Genomic DNA, 16,675 nt, shown 5'->3' on the forward strand with positions numbered 1-16,675 from the left:
AAACGCCCGAGATCACCAACGCGTGTTCGGCGCCGACAGTCCCGCCCGCCACCGCGGCAGCGGTCGCCGGCTTGCGCGGAGGCAGGGTCTGCCCCTGGAAGTTCGAGAACTCACCGATCGCCTCAGCCATCCGCAACCGCCGACCCGCCTCCCGGGTCCCCAGCCGCAAGCCCTGTGAGAGGTATTGGTACGGATTCAGATAGCCGGCGGTGCGGTGCGCGTTGCGGTCGGAGACCTCCACCAGCAGCGCCGCGGAGATGCCGTCCCAGCGTCGCCGAATCCGTTCGGCAGTCTGTGTGTGGGCCAGCAGTTCCGGTTCGGTCTCCGGCGACAGGGAGGTCTCGGCGAGTTTGACCGCCGCGGCATCGATCAGGGCGAGTAGTTCGGCGGGCCGCCCCGGCAGCGCACCGGTGGCAACGACAGTCGCGATCGAATCGGTGATCGGACCGCTCATCACTGCCACCTCCCCCGAGTGTTTCAGCTGGTCAAACCATGTTTTCTTGACCTACCAGAACTCTACCAACGGGGTATGACAGAACACATTAGGGAATCGATCATATGTGCCAATCTGCCTCAGCCAGTCCCCACCCTCACCGGTCCTCAGCGGCGCCCGACAGCGTCTCCGGCAGGCCCGCCAGCGAGAACAGTTCGGGCTCGAAGAAGGCACCGACGTGCGCCACCCGACCGTCGACGATCGTCAGGACATCGAGTTGGAAACGACGCCAGACGTCGCCGTCGCGCATGAACATCCCGGCCGCCGGCAACCCGTTGCAGGACGTCTTGATCATCCTGATGTCGCCGGCTTCCTTGGCCGGGCACTGGCTGAGGGTGAGCACTCCGATGTTCTCGGCGCCGAGATACCAGCCCGGGAACGGCGGCATCTCCCACACCGCATCGGCGGCGAGCACGTCCACCACGCCGGGGATGTCGTGCCGCTCGAAAGCAGCGCAGAACTCGTCCCACACCTGCCGCTCGTGGTCGGACAGTTCCGCGACGCGCCGGCCCTCTAGCCGGGTGCCCTCGCCGACCGCCCTGCGTGCGCGCGACAACGCGCTGTTGGCCGCCGCGACTGTCATGTCGAGTGCTTCGGCGGTCTCGGCCGCACTGAACGCGAGCACGTCGCGCAGAATCAACGCCGCGCGCTGACGCGCCGGAAGCTCCTGCATGGCGGCGACCATCGCCAGCCCCACCGACTCCCGCGCCGTCACCGTCGACGCGGGATCGCCCAGCGCGCCGTCCGGCAGCGGCTGCAGCCACGGGATCTCATGGTTCGGGATCACCGGTTCACGGGGATCGGAGGCCTCGGTGCCCAACCCGCTCGGCAGAGGCCTCCGCGCCCGGCTCTCCAGGGCGTTGAGACAGGTGTTGGTCGCGATCCGATACATCCACGTGCGGACCGACGACCGTCCTTCGAAGCTGTGAAAGGCCTGCCACGCACGCAGATACACGTCCTGCAGCACATCTTCGGCGTCGGTGGCCGATCCCAGCATGTGATAGCAGTGCACGAGAAGCTCGGCGCGCAGGGCACTGGTGGCCGCTTCGAAGTCACGGTCGTCGGTCATCGCCTCGTCAACTCCTCCGCCGCTCCTGAGCGGTCACTGGTGTCCCGGTCGTCACTGCGCCTGCTGCTGCGCGGCGTACGCCTCAGGTCCGGTCTCCACCGCGGCCGGATCCATCCACATGATCTCCCAGCCGTGGCCGTCGAGATCGTAGAACGAGCTTCCGTACATGAACCCGTGGTCTTCCACGTCCCCGGCCGTCGCACCGGCTTCCAGGGCCTTGCTCACGATGCCGTCCACCTCCTCACGGCTCTCCGCGCTCAGGCACAGGATCGCTCCGCTGGTGGTCGTGGCGTCGATGATCTGCTTGGTGGGCACGAAACTCTGGTAGAAGTCGCGGCGCAGCAGCATCGCGACGATGGTCTCGCCCAGCACCATCGCGGCGGCGTTCTCATCGGTGAAGCGGTCGTCGAACGTGTATCCCATCTTCCCGAAGAACTCCCGGGACGCGTCCAGGTCGGCGACGGGCAGGTTCACGAAGATCATCTTGTGCATCGGGGTCTCCTTGCAGTCTGCGGCGTCCCTCTCGGAGGCCGTCATAGAGATAGACAGCCCGGCCCGGCAGAACTGATCGGTCGACGCGAGATCTATTTCCGCGAAGAGCTCACAGATCCCGGATCGCGGGGGCGTCCGGGACGGTCAGCACCTCGATCGGATCGCCCGCGGTGATCGTTCCTCGCTCGACGACGCGCAGGTAGGGCCCCACGCGGCGGGCCTGAGCGAATCGTTTCACCCACCCGCGGCCGTCTTCGCCCATCCATCGTGCGAACGTCTGACAGGGGATCCGCGGCGACGTGACCTCGACGATCACCTTCTCGCCGATACGCCATCGCTCACCGATCCGCGCACCGTTCACATCGATTCCGACCGTCCGCAGGTTCTCCCCGAAGAAGCCGGGCGGAATCTCCCGGCCGAGCTCGGCCGCCCAGTAGTCGGCGTCCTCCTGCGCATAGACGTACAGCGCCTTGTCCGGGCCGCCGTGATGCTTGCGATCGGCCTGCACATCGGCGAACGCCCCGTATTCGCCGATCCGGACCGGCCCGCTGACCGGCCGCTTGTCGATGGCCGTGGTCCCCACACTGCCTGGATCCGGATGCAGGGCTGCTACGACGCAGATCGCGGTGACTTCGGCCATGCGGTCAGCCTACGGCGAGGATCTCCCGGGGATCGAAGGTGACGTTCACACGAGTGATGAGGCCGGCCTCGACATGCGTCCAGTTCGCGACCGCGGTCGGAGGCGCCCCGGCCATGCCGAGATCGAACCAGGTGATGACGTCGGTGTCGTCGGCGAGCCGTTTGCGGATCTCGAGGCTGTCGGTCCCGGCCGCCATGCCGTTCAGCCCCTGCAGGAACTCATCGGGTCCGGATGCCGTGCCGAGAACTCCGACGAACTCGCAGTCATCCGCCAGATGAGGCCGCAGGTCGGAGAAGTCCTTGCGCCGCCAGCAGTCGACGTAGAGTTCCGCGATCTGGAGCGGAGTGCGTGCGGGGACGGCAGATGATGTATCAGTCATGTCTTCACTGTCCGCCCGCATACGGGTATACGTCCAACAGCTGGTACTTCTGCGAACTAGAATCACTGATTATGGAGTTGCACCAGCTGCGATATCTCGTCGCGGTCGCCGACCACGGCTCGTTCACCGCCGCCGCCGAGGAGTTGCTGGTCAGCCAATCGGGAGTCAGCGCCCAGGTCGCCAAGCTGGAGAAGGAACTCGGGCATCGCCTTCTCGACCGCTCCGGCCGGACCGTCGTCCCGACCGCGGAAGGCGATGAGATCCTGGTCCACGCGCGCGCAGTCGCGCGGGCGGTCCAGGCGGTCCGGACCACCGCTGACGAGCTCACCGGTCTCGTCCGCGGGCACGTTCGGCTGGGCACCGTGATCGGCTGCACCATCCCCGGCTACCTGCGTGGGTTCGCCGACTTCCGGAGTGCCCACCCCGACGTCTCGGTCACCGTCACCGAGGACAGCTCCGACCGGCTGATCGCCGATCTGGAACTCGGCCGGCTCGACGTCGCGGTGGTGGCGCACGCCGCACCGCTGCCGGCCGCCCTCGGACCTCGCACCCTGATTCGCGAGCCGTTGGCGGCCGTGGTTCCGAACCGTCATCCGTGGGCCGACTACGACCGTGTCCCGCTGTCGGAACTCGCCGACGTCACCGTGCTCTCGCTCCCCGAGTGCACCGGTGTCCGGGCGGCCCTCGCCGAGACCGCCGCAGCCGAGCAGGTGCCCATCGTTCCGGCCGTGGCAGCGCATTCGCCCTCCGCGGTGCTGGCGCTCGCCGAACTCGGCAGCGGCGTCGGACTGCTCACCGCGTCGATGGCCGCCGGCCATCCGGGGGTGGTAGCGATCCCGGTGGCGCGCTCGCGGCGGACGTCGCTCTCGCTGGCCCGCCGACCGGACCCCTCCGCGGCAGCCCGGGCCATGACCGCAGCGCTCGCCCGCCGGCTCACCCCCGCGCAGTGATCTGCGACCCGGCGGTCAGCGGATCGTAGTCGCGAACGACCCTGCGGCCAGAACGGTGCAGCCGAACACGACGATCGCCATCGGCGTCGCGCTGGCCTCCCCACCGATACCGACCAGAGGCGAGACGATCGCACCGACCGTGAACTGAAGGGACCCGAGGACCGCGGAGCCGGTGCCCGCGCGCTCCCGGACCTCGCCGAGTGCCAACGCGGTCGCGTTGCCCGCAGTGAAACCGAAACTCGAGGTGAGGCAGAACATCAGCACGAGCAGCAGCCAGTGGACGCCGGGCACGGCCAGTGCGACGACCAGCATCGCGACGCCCACAGCCGAGAGCACGGCCACTCCCGCGGCGAGCAGGGCGTGCGGGCGGAACCGCCCGAGAAGCCGGTTGTTGGTCCACCCCGCGATACCGATGCCCACCGCGTTCACGGCGAACAGCACCGAGTACATCCCGGGCGAGAATCCCATCACCTCTTGGATCACGAACGGCGAGGCCGAGATGTACGCGAACATCGCACCGAACCCGATGCCGAAGGTCAACGTGTAGCCGAGGTAACGGCGGTTGCCGAGAACCGCCCCGATGCCGCATCCGATCGCCCGCGGCTCGATCGGATGCCTGCGCGGCGCGGGCAGCGTCTCGGGGACGAAGGCGACGACGGCCATGAGCATCACCGCCGCCAGGCCGGCGAGGACGAAGAACACACCGCGCCACCCGATCGGCCCCACCAGCGCTCCGCCGAGCAGCGGCGCGACCACCGGCGCCGCGCTGGTGATGATCATCATCACGCTGAACAGTTTCGCCGAGCGGTCCCCCGAGGTCCGGTCCGCGATCACTGCACGAGCGACCACGACACCGATCCCGCCGGTGACTCCTTGCAGGAAGCGGCAGGCGATGAGGACGATGATCGACGGTGCGAGTGCGCACCCGAGCCCCGCGACGGCCAGCAGAACGGTACCGACGATCAGCGGCCTGCGGCGTCCGAGTCCGTCCGAGAGCGGTCCCACCAGCAATTGCCCCGCCGCCAGCCCGAGCATGAAGGCGGTGAGCGTGAGCTGAACCGACGACGGCGACGCCTGAAGATCGTCCGCCACCCGCGGGAGTCCGGGCAGATACATGTCCGTCGCGAGCGGAGCGATGGCCGACAGCAGGGCGAGGCTGAGCAGCATCGCCAGACCGATGCCGCTGCCGGGAGCGCTCGCACCGTCGAGGCGGGACGTCCGGTCAGACGTATCCGATGCCATGAGTCGAAGTTACCGGCCACGGCCGGCGATGCCGGATCCGCCGCCGCGGGCCGGTAACCTGCGGGCGTGGACTTCTCCCTGCTGCGACGTGCCCCCGACGTCGAAGGCCCCGGTCTCGTCGCAGCCGATGCCGCCGACCGGTTGATCCTGGACGAGGCGGCCGATCTGCTCGCGGCCGCACCGGACGGCACGGTGGCGGTGATCGACGACGCCTACGGCGCCCTCGCACTCGGCGCGGTCGACGCGGGGGCGACCGACGTCCGCAGTCATCAGGACCTGATCACCGGCGAACGCGCTCTGCAGCGCAACGCCGAGGCGATGGGTGCGGGTGCGGACATCCGCAGTCTGCCCTCTGTCGCCGACGCCGTCGCCGACGCCCGGGTGGTGCTGGTACGACTGCCCCGCGGCCTCGACCGGCTCGCCGAGGTGGCTGCGCTGATCGCCGCCCACGCCGACGCGGACGTGACCTTGGTGGCCGGCGGCCGGATCAAGCACATGTCGGTCGCGATGAACGACGTGCTCGGCGAGTTCTTCGATCGCGTCGACGTCAGCCACGCCCGGCAGAAGTCGCGAGTTCTGTTCGCCCGCCGACCGCGCGCCCGGCTCGCCGACGAACGAGCCCGTTCGTGGCCGCAGACCCGGCGGGACGGCGACCTCGGTCTCACCGTCGCGGCCCACGGCGGCGTGTTCGCCGGAGCCCGCGTGGACGTCGGCACTCGATTCCTGCTCTCGGTACTCGACGGCGCACGACCCGATGCGGCCACCGCGGTGGACCTCGCCTGCGGCAACGGCGTGGTCGGCGCCGCGCTCGCGCGGTCGCGGCCCGGACTCACCGTTCTCGCGACCGATCGGTCGGCCGCCGCGGTGGCGAGCGCACGAGCGACGGCCGAAGCGAACGGCCTCGCCGACCGCGTCCTCGCGGTTCAGGCCGACGGTCTGGAGACGACCCCGGACGGGACCGAGGAATTCGTGGTGCTGAATCCGCCGTTCCACAGCGACGCCGCTCTCTCGACGGGTATCGCCCACCACCTCTTCGCGGAGGCCGCCCGCGCCCTGCGGTCCGGTGGCGAACTGTGGTGCGTGTGGAACTCGCACCTGCGCTACCGCCGGTCACTCGAACGGATCGTCGGCCCCACCAGGCAGATCGCGCGGAATCCGAAGTTCACCGTCACCGCGTCGGTAGCGCGCTGACCCGCCCGATTCAGCGCGGAAGGATTCCGTCGAGCACGATCGACAGGTACTGGTCGGCGATCTGCTCGACGGTCTTGGCACCCCCCGGCCGGTACCAGCGCACCGCCACCCAGACCGTGTCGCGGATGAACCGATAGACGAGTTCGACGTCGAGGTCTTCGCGGAAGTCACCTTCCTCGACGCCGCGCCGCAGGACCGCCGCCCACAGGGCGCGGAACTCCACATTCCGTTCGGCGATGTAGTCGAACCGCTCCTGCCCGATCAGTTGCCGGGATTCGTTCTGGTAGATCGCCACGGCGGTGTGCTGGGAGTCGATGGCCTCGAAGGACACGATCACGAGCCGACGGATAGTATCTGTCGCGGACAGCCCGGCTTCGGTGATCTCCCGATAGCGTGCGAACAACGCGTCGAGGAAGCTCCGGAGCAACTCGTCGACGATCGACTCCTTGGAGTCGAAATGGTGGTACAGGCTGCCGGACAGGATGCCTGCGGCGTCGGCGATGTCACGGACCGTCGTCGAGCGGAGCCCGCGTTCGGCGAAGAGCTGACCGGCGATCCCGAGCAGTTCGTCGCGGCGGGTGGGTCCGGTCGTGGATGTCTTCGACGCCAACGTGCCTCCTCGTACGACTTCCCCCACCCTAGCAAGTGCTTGTTTGGCTGGGGAACGTCGCCGGGATACGGCCGCGCGCGAACACGTTGCGCGCGCGGCCGCCGGCTCAGCGCTTCTTGTTCGACTTCTTGATCGCGCGACGGTTGAGGAACCGCCACACCTTCATCTGCATCGCGGTCATCCGCGCGTCCCGCTTGGTGAACGGCGGAGTCATGACCTCGGCGAAGGAGATCGGCAGCGACGACACGGTGACGGCGCGGGCATGACTGAACGTGTTGAACCCGAACTCACCGTGGTAGTTGCCCATGCCCGACCGTCCGACGCCGCCGAAGGGCAGGCCCTGCGAGAGCATGTGCAGTCCGAAGTCGTTGCCGGAGATGGAACCGCTGCGGGTGTTGTCGGCGACCGTCCGCAGATTCGCGTTGTCGTCCCCGGCCCAGTAAAGGGTCAGCGGGTGACCCGCCGAGTTGATCTTGTCGATCGCCTCCGACAGTTCGCGGTACGGGTAGACAGTCAAGACCGGGCCGAAGACCTCGTCGTCCTCGATCTTCATTCCGGGCTTCACTCCGGTCAGCAGAGTCGGCGGAATCTTGCGCTCCTGCGCGTTCGGCAGTTCCTCGCCGGCGGGCACCACCTGCCGCTTGGTGGCGCCGAGGCTGACCGCGTCGTCGATGAGGCCGACGATCCGCTGGTAGTTCTTCTCGTTGATGGTGGAGGTGTAGTCGCCGTTCCCGACGATCGTCGGGAAGTTCGCCGTCCACCGCGCGATCACCTTGTCGGTGAACTCGCCCACCTTGTCCTCGGGTACGAAGACGTAATCGGGACACAGGCACACCTGGCCGCCGTTGATCATGCGGGCGTCGGCCAGGAAGTGCGCCGCCTTGGTGATGTCGGTGCCGCGGTCGACGATCGCCGGATTCTTGCCGCCGAGTTCCAGAGTCACCGGCACGAGGTTCTTCGCGGCCTCCTGCGCCACCGACGAACCGACCTCCGGCGAACCGGTGAAGAACATGTGGTCGACCTTCAGCTTCGCGAAGTCCGAACCGCCGCCGTGCTTGCTGGTGATGACCGCGAGCTCCTCGATCGAGAAGTAGTCGGGGGCCACCCGGGCGATGACGTCGGTGGTCTTCGCGGTGATCGACGACGGCCTCATGAGGACACGGTTGCCCGCGGCGAACGCGGACGCGGCGGGCACGATCGTCAGCTGCAGCGGGAAGTTCCACGGCCCCATGATCGCGACGACACCCAGCGGGTCGCGGCGCAGCCGCTGGGTGAATCCGACCATCCCGGCCACCTTCGCCACGTTGGTCTCGCGCATCCACTTCTCGGCACTGCGGCGCTGGTGCGCGAGGTCGATCATGCAGCCGGCCACGTCGGCCGCGATCGAGAGATCTGCGGGCCGGGACCCGAAGTCCTCGGTCAGGGCGGCGGTGATCTCGTCGGCGTGGTCGAGCAGCAACTGCCCCAGGCGATTGATCCGGTCGATGCGCGTCTTCGCATCCGGAATGCCGTCGCGCAGGAATGCGGCCTTCTGGATGTCGACCAGTTCTTCCATGGTGTGCGCCTCGGACGACACCTTGTCTCCCGCACGCACTGCCACATCCGCCGGCTTGGTCATTCCACTCTCCACTCGTGAGTCACTGACGTTCTGTGAGACAAATTCTCGTAGTCATCCCAAGTGTAGCCACCGGGTGGCGCGAATCACAGGGCGGGCGGTACGGCGCCGGTCAGCGACTGTCGCGCCGGGTGAGTGGTCACCGTGCGCCGTCTCAGCTCAGCCGAGGCGCTCGATGATGGTGACATTGGCGGTACCGCCGCCCTCGCACATGGTCTGCAGTCCGAATCGGCCGCCGGTGCGCTCCAACTCGTTCAGCATGGTGGCGAACAGTTTGGCTCCGGTCGCGCCGAGCGGATGCCCCAGCGCGATCCCGCCGCCGTTCGGATTCACCCGAGCCGGATCGGCTCCGGTCTCCTTGAGCCACGAGAGCACGACGGGCGCGAAGGCCTCGTTGATCTCGACGACGTCGATGTCGTCGATGCTCATTCCGGTCTTCTTCAGCGCGTACTCGGTGGCCGGAATCGGCGCCGAGAGCATCATCACCGGATCGTCGCCGCGCACCGACATGTGGTGGATGCGCGCGCGGGCCGTGAGACCGTACTGCTTCAACGCCTGCTCGGACACCACGAGAGTGGCCGACGCTCCGTCGCAGATCTGCGACGCGACGGCCGCGGTGAGCTGCGACCCCTCGGCCAGGACGTCGAGCGAGGCCATCTTCTCCAGGGAGGTCTCGCGCGGGCACTCGTCGACCACGCAGTCGCCCAGCGGCACGTACTCGTTGTCGAAGCGACCCTCGGCGATGGCCGTCTTGGCGCGCTGATGGCTCGCGAGCGCGAACTCCTCCATCTCCCGCCTGCTGATGTCCCACTTCTTGGCGATCATGTCGGCTCCGACGAACTGACTGATCTCCTGATCGCCGAAGCGCTGCGTCCAGCCCTTCGACTCGGCCGTGGGAGTGGTGAAGCCGAACGGCTGACCGGCGATCATCGCCTGGCTGATCGGGATCGCGCTCATGTTCTGCACACCGCCGGCGATGACGACGTCCTGCGTCCCGCTCATCACGCCCTGTGCGGCGAAGTGGATGGCCTGCTGGCTCGAGCCGCACTGGCGGTCGACGGTGGTGCCGGGGACTCCCAGCGGCAGTCCGGCCGCGAGCCATGCGGTACGTGCGATGTTGCCGGCCTGCGGACCGATGGTGTCGACACAGCCGAAGACCACGTCGTCGACCACCTCGGGGTCGATGCCGGTGCGGTCGACGATCGCCTTGATGACATGTGCGCCCATGTCGGCGGGGTGGACGGCGGCGAGTGAGCCGTTGCGCTTGCCGACGGGAGTGCGGACCGCGTCGACGATGTAAGCGGAAGTGGTCATGGGAGAGCTCCTAGAGAATCACGGGGTCGGGTCAGGCACGCTGGCTGGAGACGGACACGATCTCACCGGTCATGTACGTGGTGTAGTCGCTCGCGAGCATCGCGATCACCGACGCGATCTCCCAGACCTCGGCGGCGCGGCCGTAGGCCTCCCGCGCGGCGAGTTCATCGAGGAGATCGTCGCTGGTGACCTTCGCCAGGAAGGGATGCTTGGCGATCGAGGGCGAGACCGCATTGACGCGGACTCCGTAGTCGGCGGCCTCGACGGCCGAACAGCGGGTCAGCGCCATCACGCCGGCCTTGGCCGCGGCGTAGTGGGCCTGGCCGCGCTGCGCCCGCCAGCCGAGGACTGAGGCGTTGTTCACGATCACCCCGCCCCGAGGCGACCGGGACTGCGCCGCGTCGTTCTGCGCCGCGTCGCGGAAATAGCGCAGTGCGGCGCGCGTGGCGCGGAACGTGCTGTTCAGCGTGATGTCGAGGACGCGGTCCCACTGCTCGTCGGTCATGTCGGCGACGGGTGTCTCGCCGCCGAGGCCGGCGTTGTTGACCAGGACGTCGATGCGGCCGAGTTGCTCGGCGGCATCCGCGACCAGCGCATCCACCTGTTCGGTGCTTGAGACGTCGCAGACGAAGGAGGCCACCTGCTGCTCGGGGAACTCGGCCGACAGCTTCTCCACCGTCTCGCCGAGGCGGCGCTCATGGAAGTCGGAGACGAGGACGTCGGCGCCTTCGAGCAGGACCCGACGTGCGGTCGAGAACCCGATACCGGTGCCGGCGGCCGCGGTGACGATCACCTTTCTGCCCGTCAGCAGGCCGTGGCCGCCGACCTCCTCGGGCGCGGTCGCCAGCGGCGAGACGGGTCGGGTGTCACTCATGCGCGTGCCTCTCGGGGAAGGCCGAGCACTCGCTCGGCGATGATGTTGCGCTGCACTTCGTTCGAGCCGCCGTAGATGGTGTCGGCGCGGGTGAAGAGCAGAAGTCGTTGCCACTCGTCGAGTTCGACGTTCTCGGGGTCGGTGATGTCGTTCGCGCGACCCTCGGTGGTGGCGGGCGGACCGATCAACGAGGGCGCACCGACCACCGCGACCGCGAGCTCGCCGAGGTCGCGATGCCAGTTGCCCCAGAGCAGCTTGGTCACCGACGCCGCGCCGGCCTCCGACACGATGTCGCCGGCGAGCGTGCGCCGCGCATTGGCCTCCATCACGGTGAGACCGACCTTGGCCCGGCGCAGCCGTTCGGCGACGGCGGGATCGTCGATCGACCCGTTGGCCCGCGCGATGGCGACGATGTCGTCGAGTTCCCTCCGGAAGCCGACCTGCTGGCCCAGTGTGGAGACGCCCCGCTCGAACTGCAGCAGCCCCATCGCGACCTTCCAGCCGTCGCCGGGTTCGCCGACGATCAGATCGGCGCTGGTGCGCGCGTCGTCGAAGAACACCTCGTTGAACTCCGAGGTTCCGGTGATCTGCTGGATCGGCCGGATGGTGACGCCGGGCTGGTCGAGCGGGACGAGCAGAAAGCTCAGTCCCCGGTGCCTCGTCGAGCCCTTCTCCGTGCGGGCGATCACGAACGCCCACTGCGACAGATGCGCCAGCGAGGTCCAGATCTTCTGGCCGTTGACCACCCACTCGCCGGACGCGTCGTCGAGAACCGCGGTGGTCGCGACCCCGGCGAGGTCGCTGCCCGCGCCCGGTTCCGAGTAGCCCTGCGCCCACAGTTCGGTCACCTCCACGATGCCGGGCAGGAAGCGCGCCTGCTGGTCCGGTGTGCCGTACTCGATGAGCGTCGGGCCGAGGAGTTCCTCGCCGAGGTGGTTCACCCGCGCCGGAGCGTTGGCTCGCGCATACTCCTGGTGGAAGATGATGCGCTGCTCGATGGTCGCGCCGCGGCCGCCGTGCCGTACCGGCCAGCCGAGGCAGGTCCAGCCCGCCGCTGCGAGATGGCGATCCCACTCCAGCCGCTCGGCGAAGAACTCGTGCTCGCTGCCGGGTCCGCCGCGACCGCGGAGCTCGGCGAAGTCGCCGACGAGATTGGCTTCGAGCCAGTCCCGGACCGCTGCCGCGAAGACTTCCGCGGCGTTCGGCGTCGCCGCTGCCCATTCGCCCAGATCGACGCTGCGATCGGCGAGATTGATCGTCGTCATGACCGCTAGCTTAACCTACCAAGCATTTGCTAGGTTTTGGATATGCTCCCGAATCCGCTCACCACTCCCGCCGCCCTGCATCGCGCCGAGAGGCAGTGGCCCGACGGCGTCGCGATCGTCGACGACCAGTGGGGCGAGCGCGTCTCGCTGACCTGGCCGCAGTTCGCCGACCGCGTCCGGCGGTTCGCGGCGGGCCTCATCGGACTCGGCGTCGAACACGGCGACCGGGTCGCGGTATGGGCGCCCAACAGTCACCACTGGCCGATCGCCGCGCTCGGAATTCAGTACGCCGGCGCCGTTCTGGTCCCGCTGAACACTCGCTACACCACAAGCGAGGCCGGTGACATCATCGACCGTTCCGGCGCGAGCGTCGTCGTCGTCTCCGGTGAGTTCGCCGGCATCGACCGCCTCGGCGAAGTGCTGTCGTCGTCGATCCCCGAAGGTCGCACCGTTATCTCGATCCCGCTCGGCGACGCTGCCGAGAGTCCGGGCGCGGTGCCGTGGGAGTCGCTGCTGGAGTCCGCGACCGACGACCTCGTCCGGCAGGCCCGGGCAAGGGCCGAGGCGGTGCGGGAGGACGACCTCTCCGACATCCTGTTCACCTCCGGAACCACCGGGGCCCCGAAGGGCGTGATGGCCGAGCACCGCCAGACGCTGCACGGATCACATGCCTGGGGCGACAACGGCGGCCTCCGCGACACCGACCGCTACCTGATGGTGAACCCGTACTTCCACACCTTCGGCTACAAGGCGGGGATTCTGCCGTCGATCCTGTTCGGCGCCACGATGTTCCCCCTGGCCGTCTACTCGCCGAGCGCCTCCATGGAGTCAGTCGCACGCGAGCGGATCACGGTGTTCCCCGGCGCCCCGACCATCTTCCAGACGATTCTCGACGACCCGGCCCGTGCGGACTTCGACCTCTCGAGCCTGCGGCTCATCGTGACCGGTGCGACCATCGTTCCCGTGGTCCTGGTGGAGCGACTGCAGTCCGAACTCGGCGTCGACACCGTCATCACCGCGTACGGCCAGACCGAGACGAGCGGATTCATCACCACCTGCCGCCCGGACGACGACGCGCAGACCGTCGCCGAGACCTGCGGCCGCGCCTTCTCGGGCATGGAGGTGACACTGTCGGAGCAGGGCGAGGTGCTCACCCGCGGACTCATGGTGATGCGCGGCTACCTCGACAACCCCGAGGCCACGGCGGAGACCATCGACGCCGACGGCTGGCTGCACACCGGCGACATCGGCACCCTCGACGACCGCGGCAATCTCACCATCACCGACCGCCTCAAGGACATGTACATCTGCGGCGGTTTCAACGTGTACCCCGCGGAGGTTGAACAACTGCTCTCACGGTTCCCCGACGTCACCGAGGCCGCCGTCATCGGTGTCCCCGACGAGCGCCTCGGCGAGGTCGGCAAGGCCTTCCTGACCGTCCGCCCCGGAGCGTCGGTCGAGCCCGAGGCGGTGATCGCCTTCGCTCGCGAGCACCTCGCGAACTTCAAGGTCCCGCGCGTCATCGAGATCGTCGACGCATTCCCCCGCAACGCCGCGGGCAAGATCCTCAAGCGCGAGATGCACTGACCGCTCGCAGCGCGGCCGGTCAGCCGCGCTGCGAGCGCGAGAACTCCGTCTCGCACATCGAGACGCCGAAGTCGTGCATCCCGAGGACGGCGACGCCCATCGCGATCAGTGTCACCACACCGACGATCACCCACGTCCGCGTGCGCTGCGACAGCGAGACCGCAGCCAGGGACCCCACCACGACGACGGCGAGATAGGCCGTCCACGCGATCCATGCCCCGCGCGCCGCGGCATCGGTATGCGAATCCTGCAGAGCCGGCAGACAGCGATCGACCCCGTCGTCCATCAGGATCAGGCCGCCCACCGACGCGATGGCTCCGACCACTGATCCGAACAACGCGGCGATACCGGTCCGAATCCAGACATTCTGCACATGACAACTGTGCCACATCCAAAACCGGTCAACCGGTACGTTTCCATCTTCGGCGAGTGATCACCCCTCACGGCGCAGGACGAAGCGCTGGATCTTTCCGCTCGGCGTCTTGGGGAGCGCGTCGACGAAGTGCACCGTCCGCGGATACGCATGCTTGGAGTACTCGTCGCGGACCAGGTTCTTGAGCTCGGTCGCGAGAGCGTCGCCCGCGGCGTAGCCCTCCGAGAGCACGACGAAGGCCTCGACCACTTCACCGCGGATCCCCTCCGGATCCGGCCGGCCCACCACCGCGACCTCGTTCACCGCGGGATGGCCCGCGAGGACGCTCTCGACGTCGAAGGGGCCGATCCGGTAGCCGGCGGCCAGGATCACGTCGTCGTCGCGCGACGTGAAAGAGAAGTAGCCCTCGTCGTCGACCTTGCCGGTGTCGGCGGTCAGGTACCACTTGCCGTCGGCGGTGAATCGTTCGGCGGTCTTCTCGGGAGCCGCGTCGTAGCCGGAGAACCACAGCAGCGGGCTGGCCTGCACGTCGAGCGCGATCTGCCCTTCGGCGATGCCGCCGGTGAAGCCCGGCATCGCCTGCCCCATCGAGCCCGGCTTGAGCGGCTCGGCCAGTTCCGGATGCCAGTGGTTGCCGATCACCATGCCGAGCTCGGTCTGCCCGTAGTGGTCGCGCACCTCGCAGCCGAGGTTCTCGACTCCCCACGACACGATGTCGGGCGTCAGCGGCTCCCCCGCCGACGACGCCCGTCGCAGGACGATCCCGTCGAGGTCGGCACTCGCACGCATCGCGCGATAGATGGTCGGCGCCGCCGCGAAGTTGGTGACGCCGAACTCGCGGATGACGGCGACGGTCGACTCAGGGGTGAAGCCCTGGTTCAGCAGCAGGCTCGTCCGGCCCGCCACCATGGGCGCCAGCAGCGCGTAGTAGAGGCCGTACGCCCACCCCGGATCGGCGGCGTTCCAGAACACATCGTCGGCGTTCACGTCGAGCGAGTAGTGCAGATACGTCTGGAACGCCGCGAGGCTGAAGAGCGGAACCGGGACACCCTTGGGCTTGCCCGTGGTGCCGGAGGTGTACAACTGCGCCAGCGTGGCGTCGCCGCCGATGGCGACCGACTCGGCCAACGGCTCGGCCGAGACCGATTCGGCGACCAGCTCGTCGACGTCGAGGACCGTCACCGCATCGATCGGATCCACCTTGTCGCGCTGCGAGGCGTCCGTGATCACGAACTGGGCGCCCGAGCCCTCGGTCCGCAGTTCGATGGCCCCGGTCGCGAAGGCGGTGAACAGCGGCACGTGCACTGCGCCGAGCCGCCACAGCCCGAGCAGCGTCACCACCAGCGCACGACGTTTGCCGAGTAGCACCGGCACCCGATCTCCGCGCCGCACGCCCCGCCCGGCCAGCACGGTCGCCATCGCGCGAGACTCGTGGGCGAGCTGGGCCCAGGTCATCGACTCGAAGGTCAGGTCCGGCTCGACGAGCGTGAACGCGACACCCTCCGGATCGTGCCTGTCGCAGAGCAAGTGGGCCGCACTCGCGTCCGGCGCCCGGTACTCCTCGAGCCAGGCCCGGGTCTGCTGCTCTGCATTCATACGACTCTCCACTCGTGTCGACGGCATGATTTGGGACAATCATTCTTGTGACCCGTGACACCGACAACCCTCCGAAGAGGGGTGCGCCCCACGACGAGCTGGCTCGGCAGCTCCGGCGCCCGCTCGAGCGGCTCCGCCGGCACACCGGCGCCAGTCTCGCCTTCGCCGGCCGCGTGGTGCCCGACGCCGCCTCGGGCGACGGGCACGCCGTCGAGCTCAGCTACTTCGACGGCGACGTGGTCGGTCCGCTCCGGGGAGTCCAGCTCGACTACGGTCACGGTCTCGGCGGACGGGTCCTGACGAGGCGCCGGGCCACCGCTGTGCACGACTACGTCCAGTCGCCGCTGATCACGCACACCTATGACGCGATCATCCGCGCCGAACAGCTGTATTCGATGGTCGCCGCACCGATCATCGTGGGCCGCAAGCACATCGGAGTCCTGTATGCGGCGCGTCGGAGCCGGCACGATCAGCTCGACGCCACACTCGACGTCGTCACCGACGAGGCCCGCGCCGTCGAGCAACAACTCACCGTGGCCGAGGTGCTCGGGGCGATCCGCACGGACGACGAGGAGCGTGAGCTGACCGCGTGGCGGAGCCGCGTGCAGGCCTCGTACACCGAACTGCGGACCCTCGCGGCCGACATCGGCGACGCCTCGGTGCGCGCACGGATGCTGGAGATCGCCGCGCAGTTGGCGGGCGAGGCGCCCGCAGAGGAACTGCCCGTCCGTCTCACCGCCCGCGAACAGGACGTGCTCAGTCTCCTCGGCGCGGGGCTCACCAATCCGGCGATCGCCGCGCGGCTCGGCATCGGACTGCACACGGTCAAGGGCCACGTGAAGTCGCTGCTGGTGAAGCTCGACGCGAACTCCCGCTTCGAAGCGGTCGTCAACGCCCGTCGAATCCGTCTCCTCCCCTGACTGCGCCGTGTGAGTGAAATCGCAGTTCACCGCGACTGAAGCGTCATTCGTTCGACCGACCGACG

Annotated in this window: 17 protein-coding genes; 4 read left to right on the top strand and 13 right to left on the bottom strand. The window is 68.4% G+C overall.

All coding sequences use genetic code 11. The features are described 5' to 3' along the window. The 5 genes from Y710_RS01640 to Y710_RS01660 all read right to left on the bottom strand — a co-directional run. Positions 1-454, bottom strand: a 454-nt coding sequence (locus Y710_RS01640; protein ID WP_156479390.1) for a DUF222 domain-containing protein, incomplete at its 3' end; no start/stop codon positions are given. Positions 455-590: 136 nt separating this feature from the next. Then, complete coding sequence (locus Y710_RS01645) at positions 591-1,562, bottom strand: sigma-70 family RNA polymerase sigma factor (RefSeq protein WP_062366042.1); 972 nt, start codon at positions 1,560-1,562, stop codon at positions 591-593. A 51-nt stretch (positions 1,563-1,613) separates the two neighbouring features. Beyond that, positions 1,614-2,054, bottom strand: a complete 441-nt coding sequence (locus Y710_RS01650) for a VOC family protein (RefSeq protein WP_006896212.1) — start codon at positions 2,052-2,054, stop codon at positions 1,614-1,616. Between the two features lie 109 nt (positions 2,055-2,163). Beyond that, complete coding sequence (locus tag Y710_RS01655; protein WP_006896211.1) at positions 2,164-2,694, bottom strand: MOSC domain-containing protein; 531 nt, start codon at positions 2,692-2,694, stop codon at positions 2,164-2,166. A 4-nt stretch (positions 2,695-2,698) separates the two neighbouring features. After that, positions 2,699-3,073 (bottom strand): nuclear transport factor 2 family protein, encoded by a 375-nt coding sequence (locus Y710_RS01660; RefSeq protein ID WP_062366133.1) that lies wholly within the window; start codon positions 3,071-3,073, stop codon positions 2,699-2,701. Between the two features lie 71 nt (positions 3,074-3,144). Between Y710_RS01660 and Y710_RS01665 the strand changes: the two genes are divergently transcribed. Continuing rightward, entirely contained in the window at positions 3,145-4,023 is an 879-nt protein-coding gene (locus Y710_RS01665; protein ID WP_062366044.1) for a LysR family transcriptional regulator, read from the top strand. Positions 4,024-4,038: 15 nt separating this feature from the next. On the opposite strand, the gene Y710_RS01670 is transcribed toward Y710_RS01665, so the two are convergent. Beyond that, the gene (locus tag Y710_RS01670; protein WP_062366135.1) at positions 4,039-5,190 is read right to left on the bottom strand and encodes a multidrug effflux MFS transporter; all 1,152 of its coding nucleotides are present in this window, start codon (positions 5,188-5,190) and stop codon (positions 4,039-4,041) included. A gap of 141 nt (positions 5,191-5,331) precedes the next feature. On the opposite strand from Y710_RS01670, the gene Y710_RS01675 reads away from it, so the two are divergent. Then, positions 5,332-6,456 (top strand): class I SAM-dependent methyltransferase, encoded by a 1,125-nt coding sequence (locus tag Y710_RS01675; protein WP_006896207.1) that lies wholly within the window; start codon positions 5,332-5,334, stop codon positions 6,454-6,456. Positions 6,457-6,466: 10 nt separating this feature from the next. Here the strand turns inward: Y710_RS01675 and Y710_RS01680 are convergent, their stop codons facing one another. From Y710_RS01680 to Y710_RS01700, 5 genes are all read right to left on the bottom strand, one after another. Next, on the bottom strand, positions 6,467-7,066 hold the full coding sequence (locus Y710_RS01680) for a TetR/AcrR family transcriptional regulator (protein WP_006896206.1): 600 nt from the start codon (positions 7,064-7,066) through the stop codon (positions 6,467-6,469). Positions 7,067-7,172: 106 nt separating this feature from the next. Continuing rightward, positions 7,173-8,684: an aldehyde dehydrogenase family protein gene (locus Y710_RS01685; RefSeq protein WP_006896205.1), complete on the bottom strand. Its 1,512-nt coding sequence runs from the start codon at positions 8,682-8,684 to the stop codon at positions 7,173-7,175. A gap of 156 nt (positions 8,685-8,840) precedes the next feature. Further along, positions 8,841-9,995 carry an acetyl-CoA C-acetyltransferase gene (locus Y710_RS01690; RefSeq protein WP_006896204.1) on the bottom strand — a complete coding sequence of 385 codons (1,155 nt, stop codon included), beginning with the start codon at positions 9,993-9,995 and terminating at the stop codon, positions 8,841-8,843. Between the two features lie 31 nt (positions 9,996-10,026). Then, positions 10,027-10,869, bottom strand: a complete 843-nt coding sequence (locus Y710_RS01695) for an SDR family oxidoreductase (protein ID WP_006896203.1) — start codon at positions 10,867-10,869, stop codon at positions 10,027-10,029. Continuing rightward, positions 10,866-12,134 (bottom strand): acyl-CoA dehydrogenase family protein, encoded by a 1,269-nt coding sequence (locus Y710_RS01700; protein ID WP_006896202.1) that lies wholly within the window; start codon positions 12,132-12,134, stop codon positions 10,866-10,868. The genes Y710_RS01695 and Y710_RS01700 overlap by 4 nt, the downstream gene beginning before the upstream one ends. 42 nt (positions 12,135-12,176) lie before the next feature. Here Y710_RS01700 and Y710_RS01705 point away from each other — a divergent pair, with 42 nt between their 5' ends. Further along, a complete protein-coding gene (locus tag Y710_RS01705; RefSeq protein ID WP_006896201.1) occupies positions 12,177-13,721 on the top strand; it encodes a FadD3 family acyl-CoA ligase in 1,545 nt (514 codons plus the stop codon). Positions 13,722-13,740: 19 nt separating this feature from the next. Here Y710_RS01705 and Y710_RS01710 read toward each other — a convergent pair whose 3' ends face one another. Together Y710_RS01710 and Y710_RS01715 are read right to left on the bottom strand one after the other, a co-directional pair. Then, positions 13,741-14,094 (bottom strand): hypothetical protein, encoded by a 354-nt coding sequence (locus Y710_RS01710; RefSeq protein ID WP_231650100.1) that lies wholly within the window; start codon positions 14,092-14,094, stop codon positions 13,741-13,743. A 60-nt stretch (positions 14,095-14,154) separates the two neighbouring features. Next, positions 14,155-15,690: an AMP-binding protein gene (locus Y710_RS01715; RefSeq protein ID WP_006896199.1), complete on the bottom strand. Its 1,536-nt coding sequence runs from the start codon at positions 15,688-15,690 to the stop codon at positions 14,155-14,157. Positions 15,691-15,737: 47 nt separating this feature from the next. On the opposite strand from Y710_RS01715, the gene Y710_RS01720 reads away from it, so the two are divergent. Beyond that, positions 15,738-16,610: a LuxR C-terminal-related transcriptional regulator gene (locus Y710_RS01720; RefSeq protein WP_006896198.1), complete on the top strand. Its 873-nt coding sequence runs from the start codon at positions 15,738-15,740 to the stop codon at positions 16,608-16,610. Positions 16,611-16,675: the final 65 nt, after the last annotated feature.

It is taken from the genome of Gordonia sp. QH-12, from assembly GCF_001578675.1.
In the GTDB taxonomy this organism is placed as follows: domain Bacteria; phylum Actinomycetota; class Actinomycetes; order Mycobacteriales; family Mycobacteriaceae; genus Gordonia; species Gordonia sihwensis.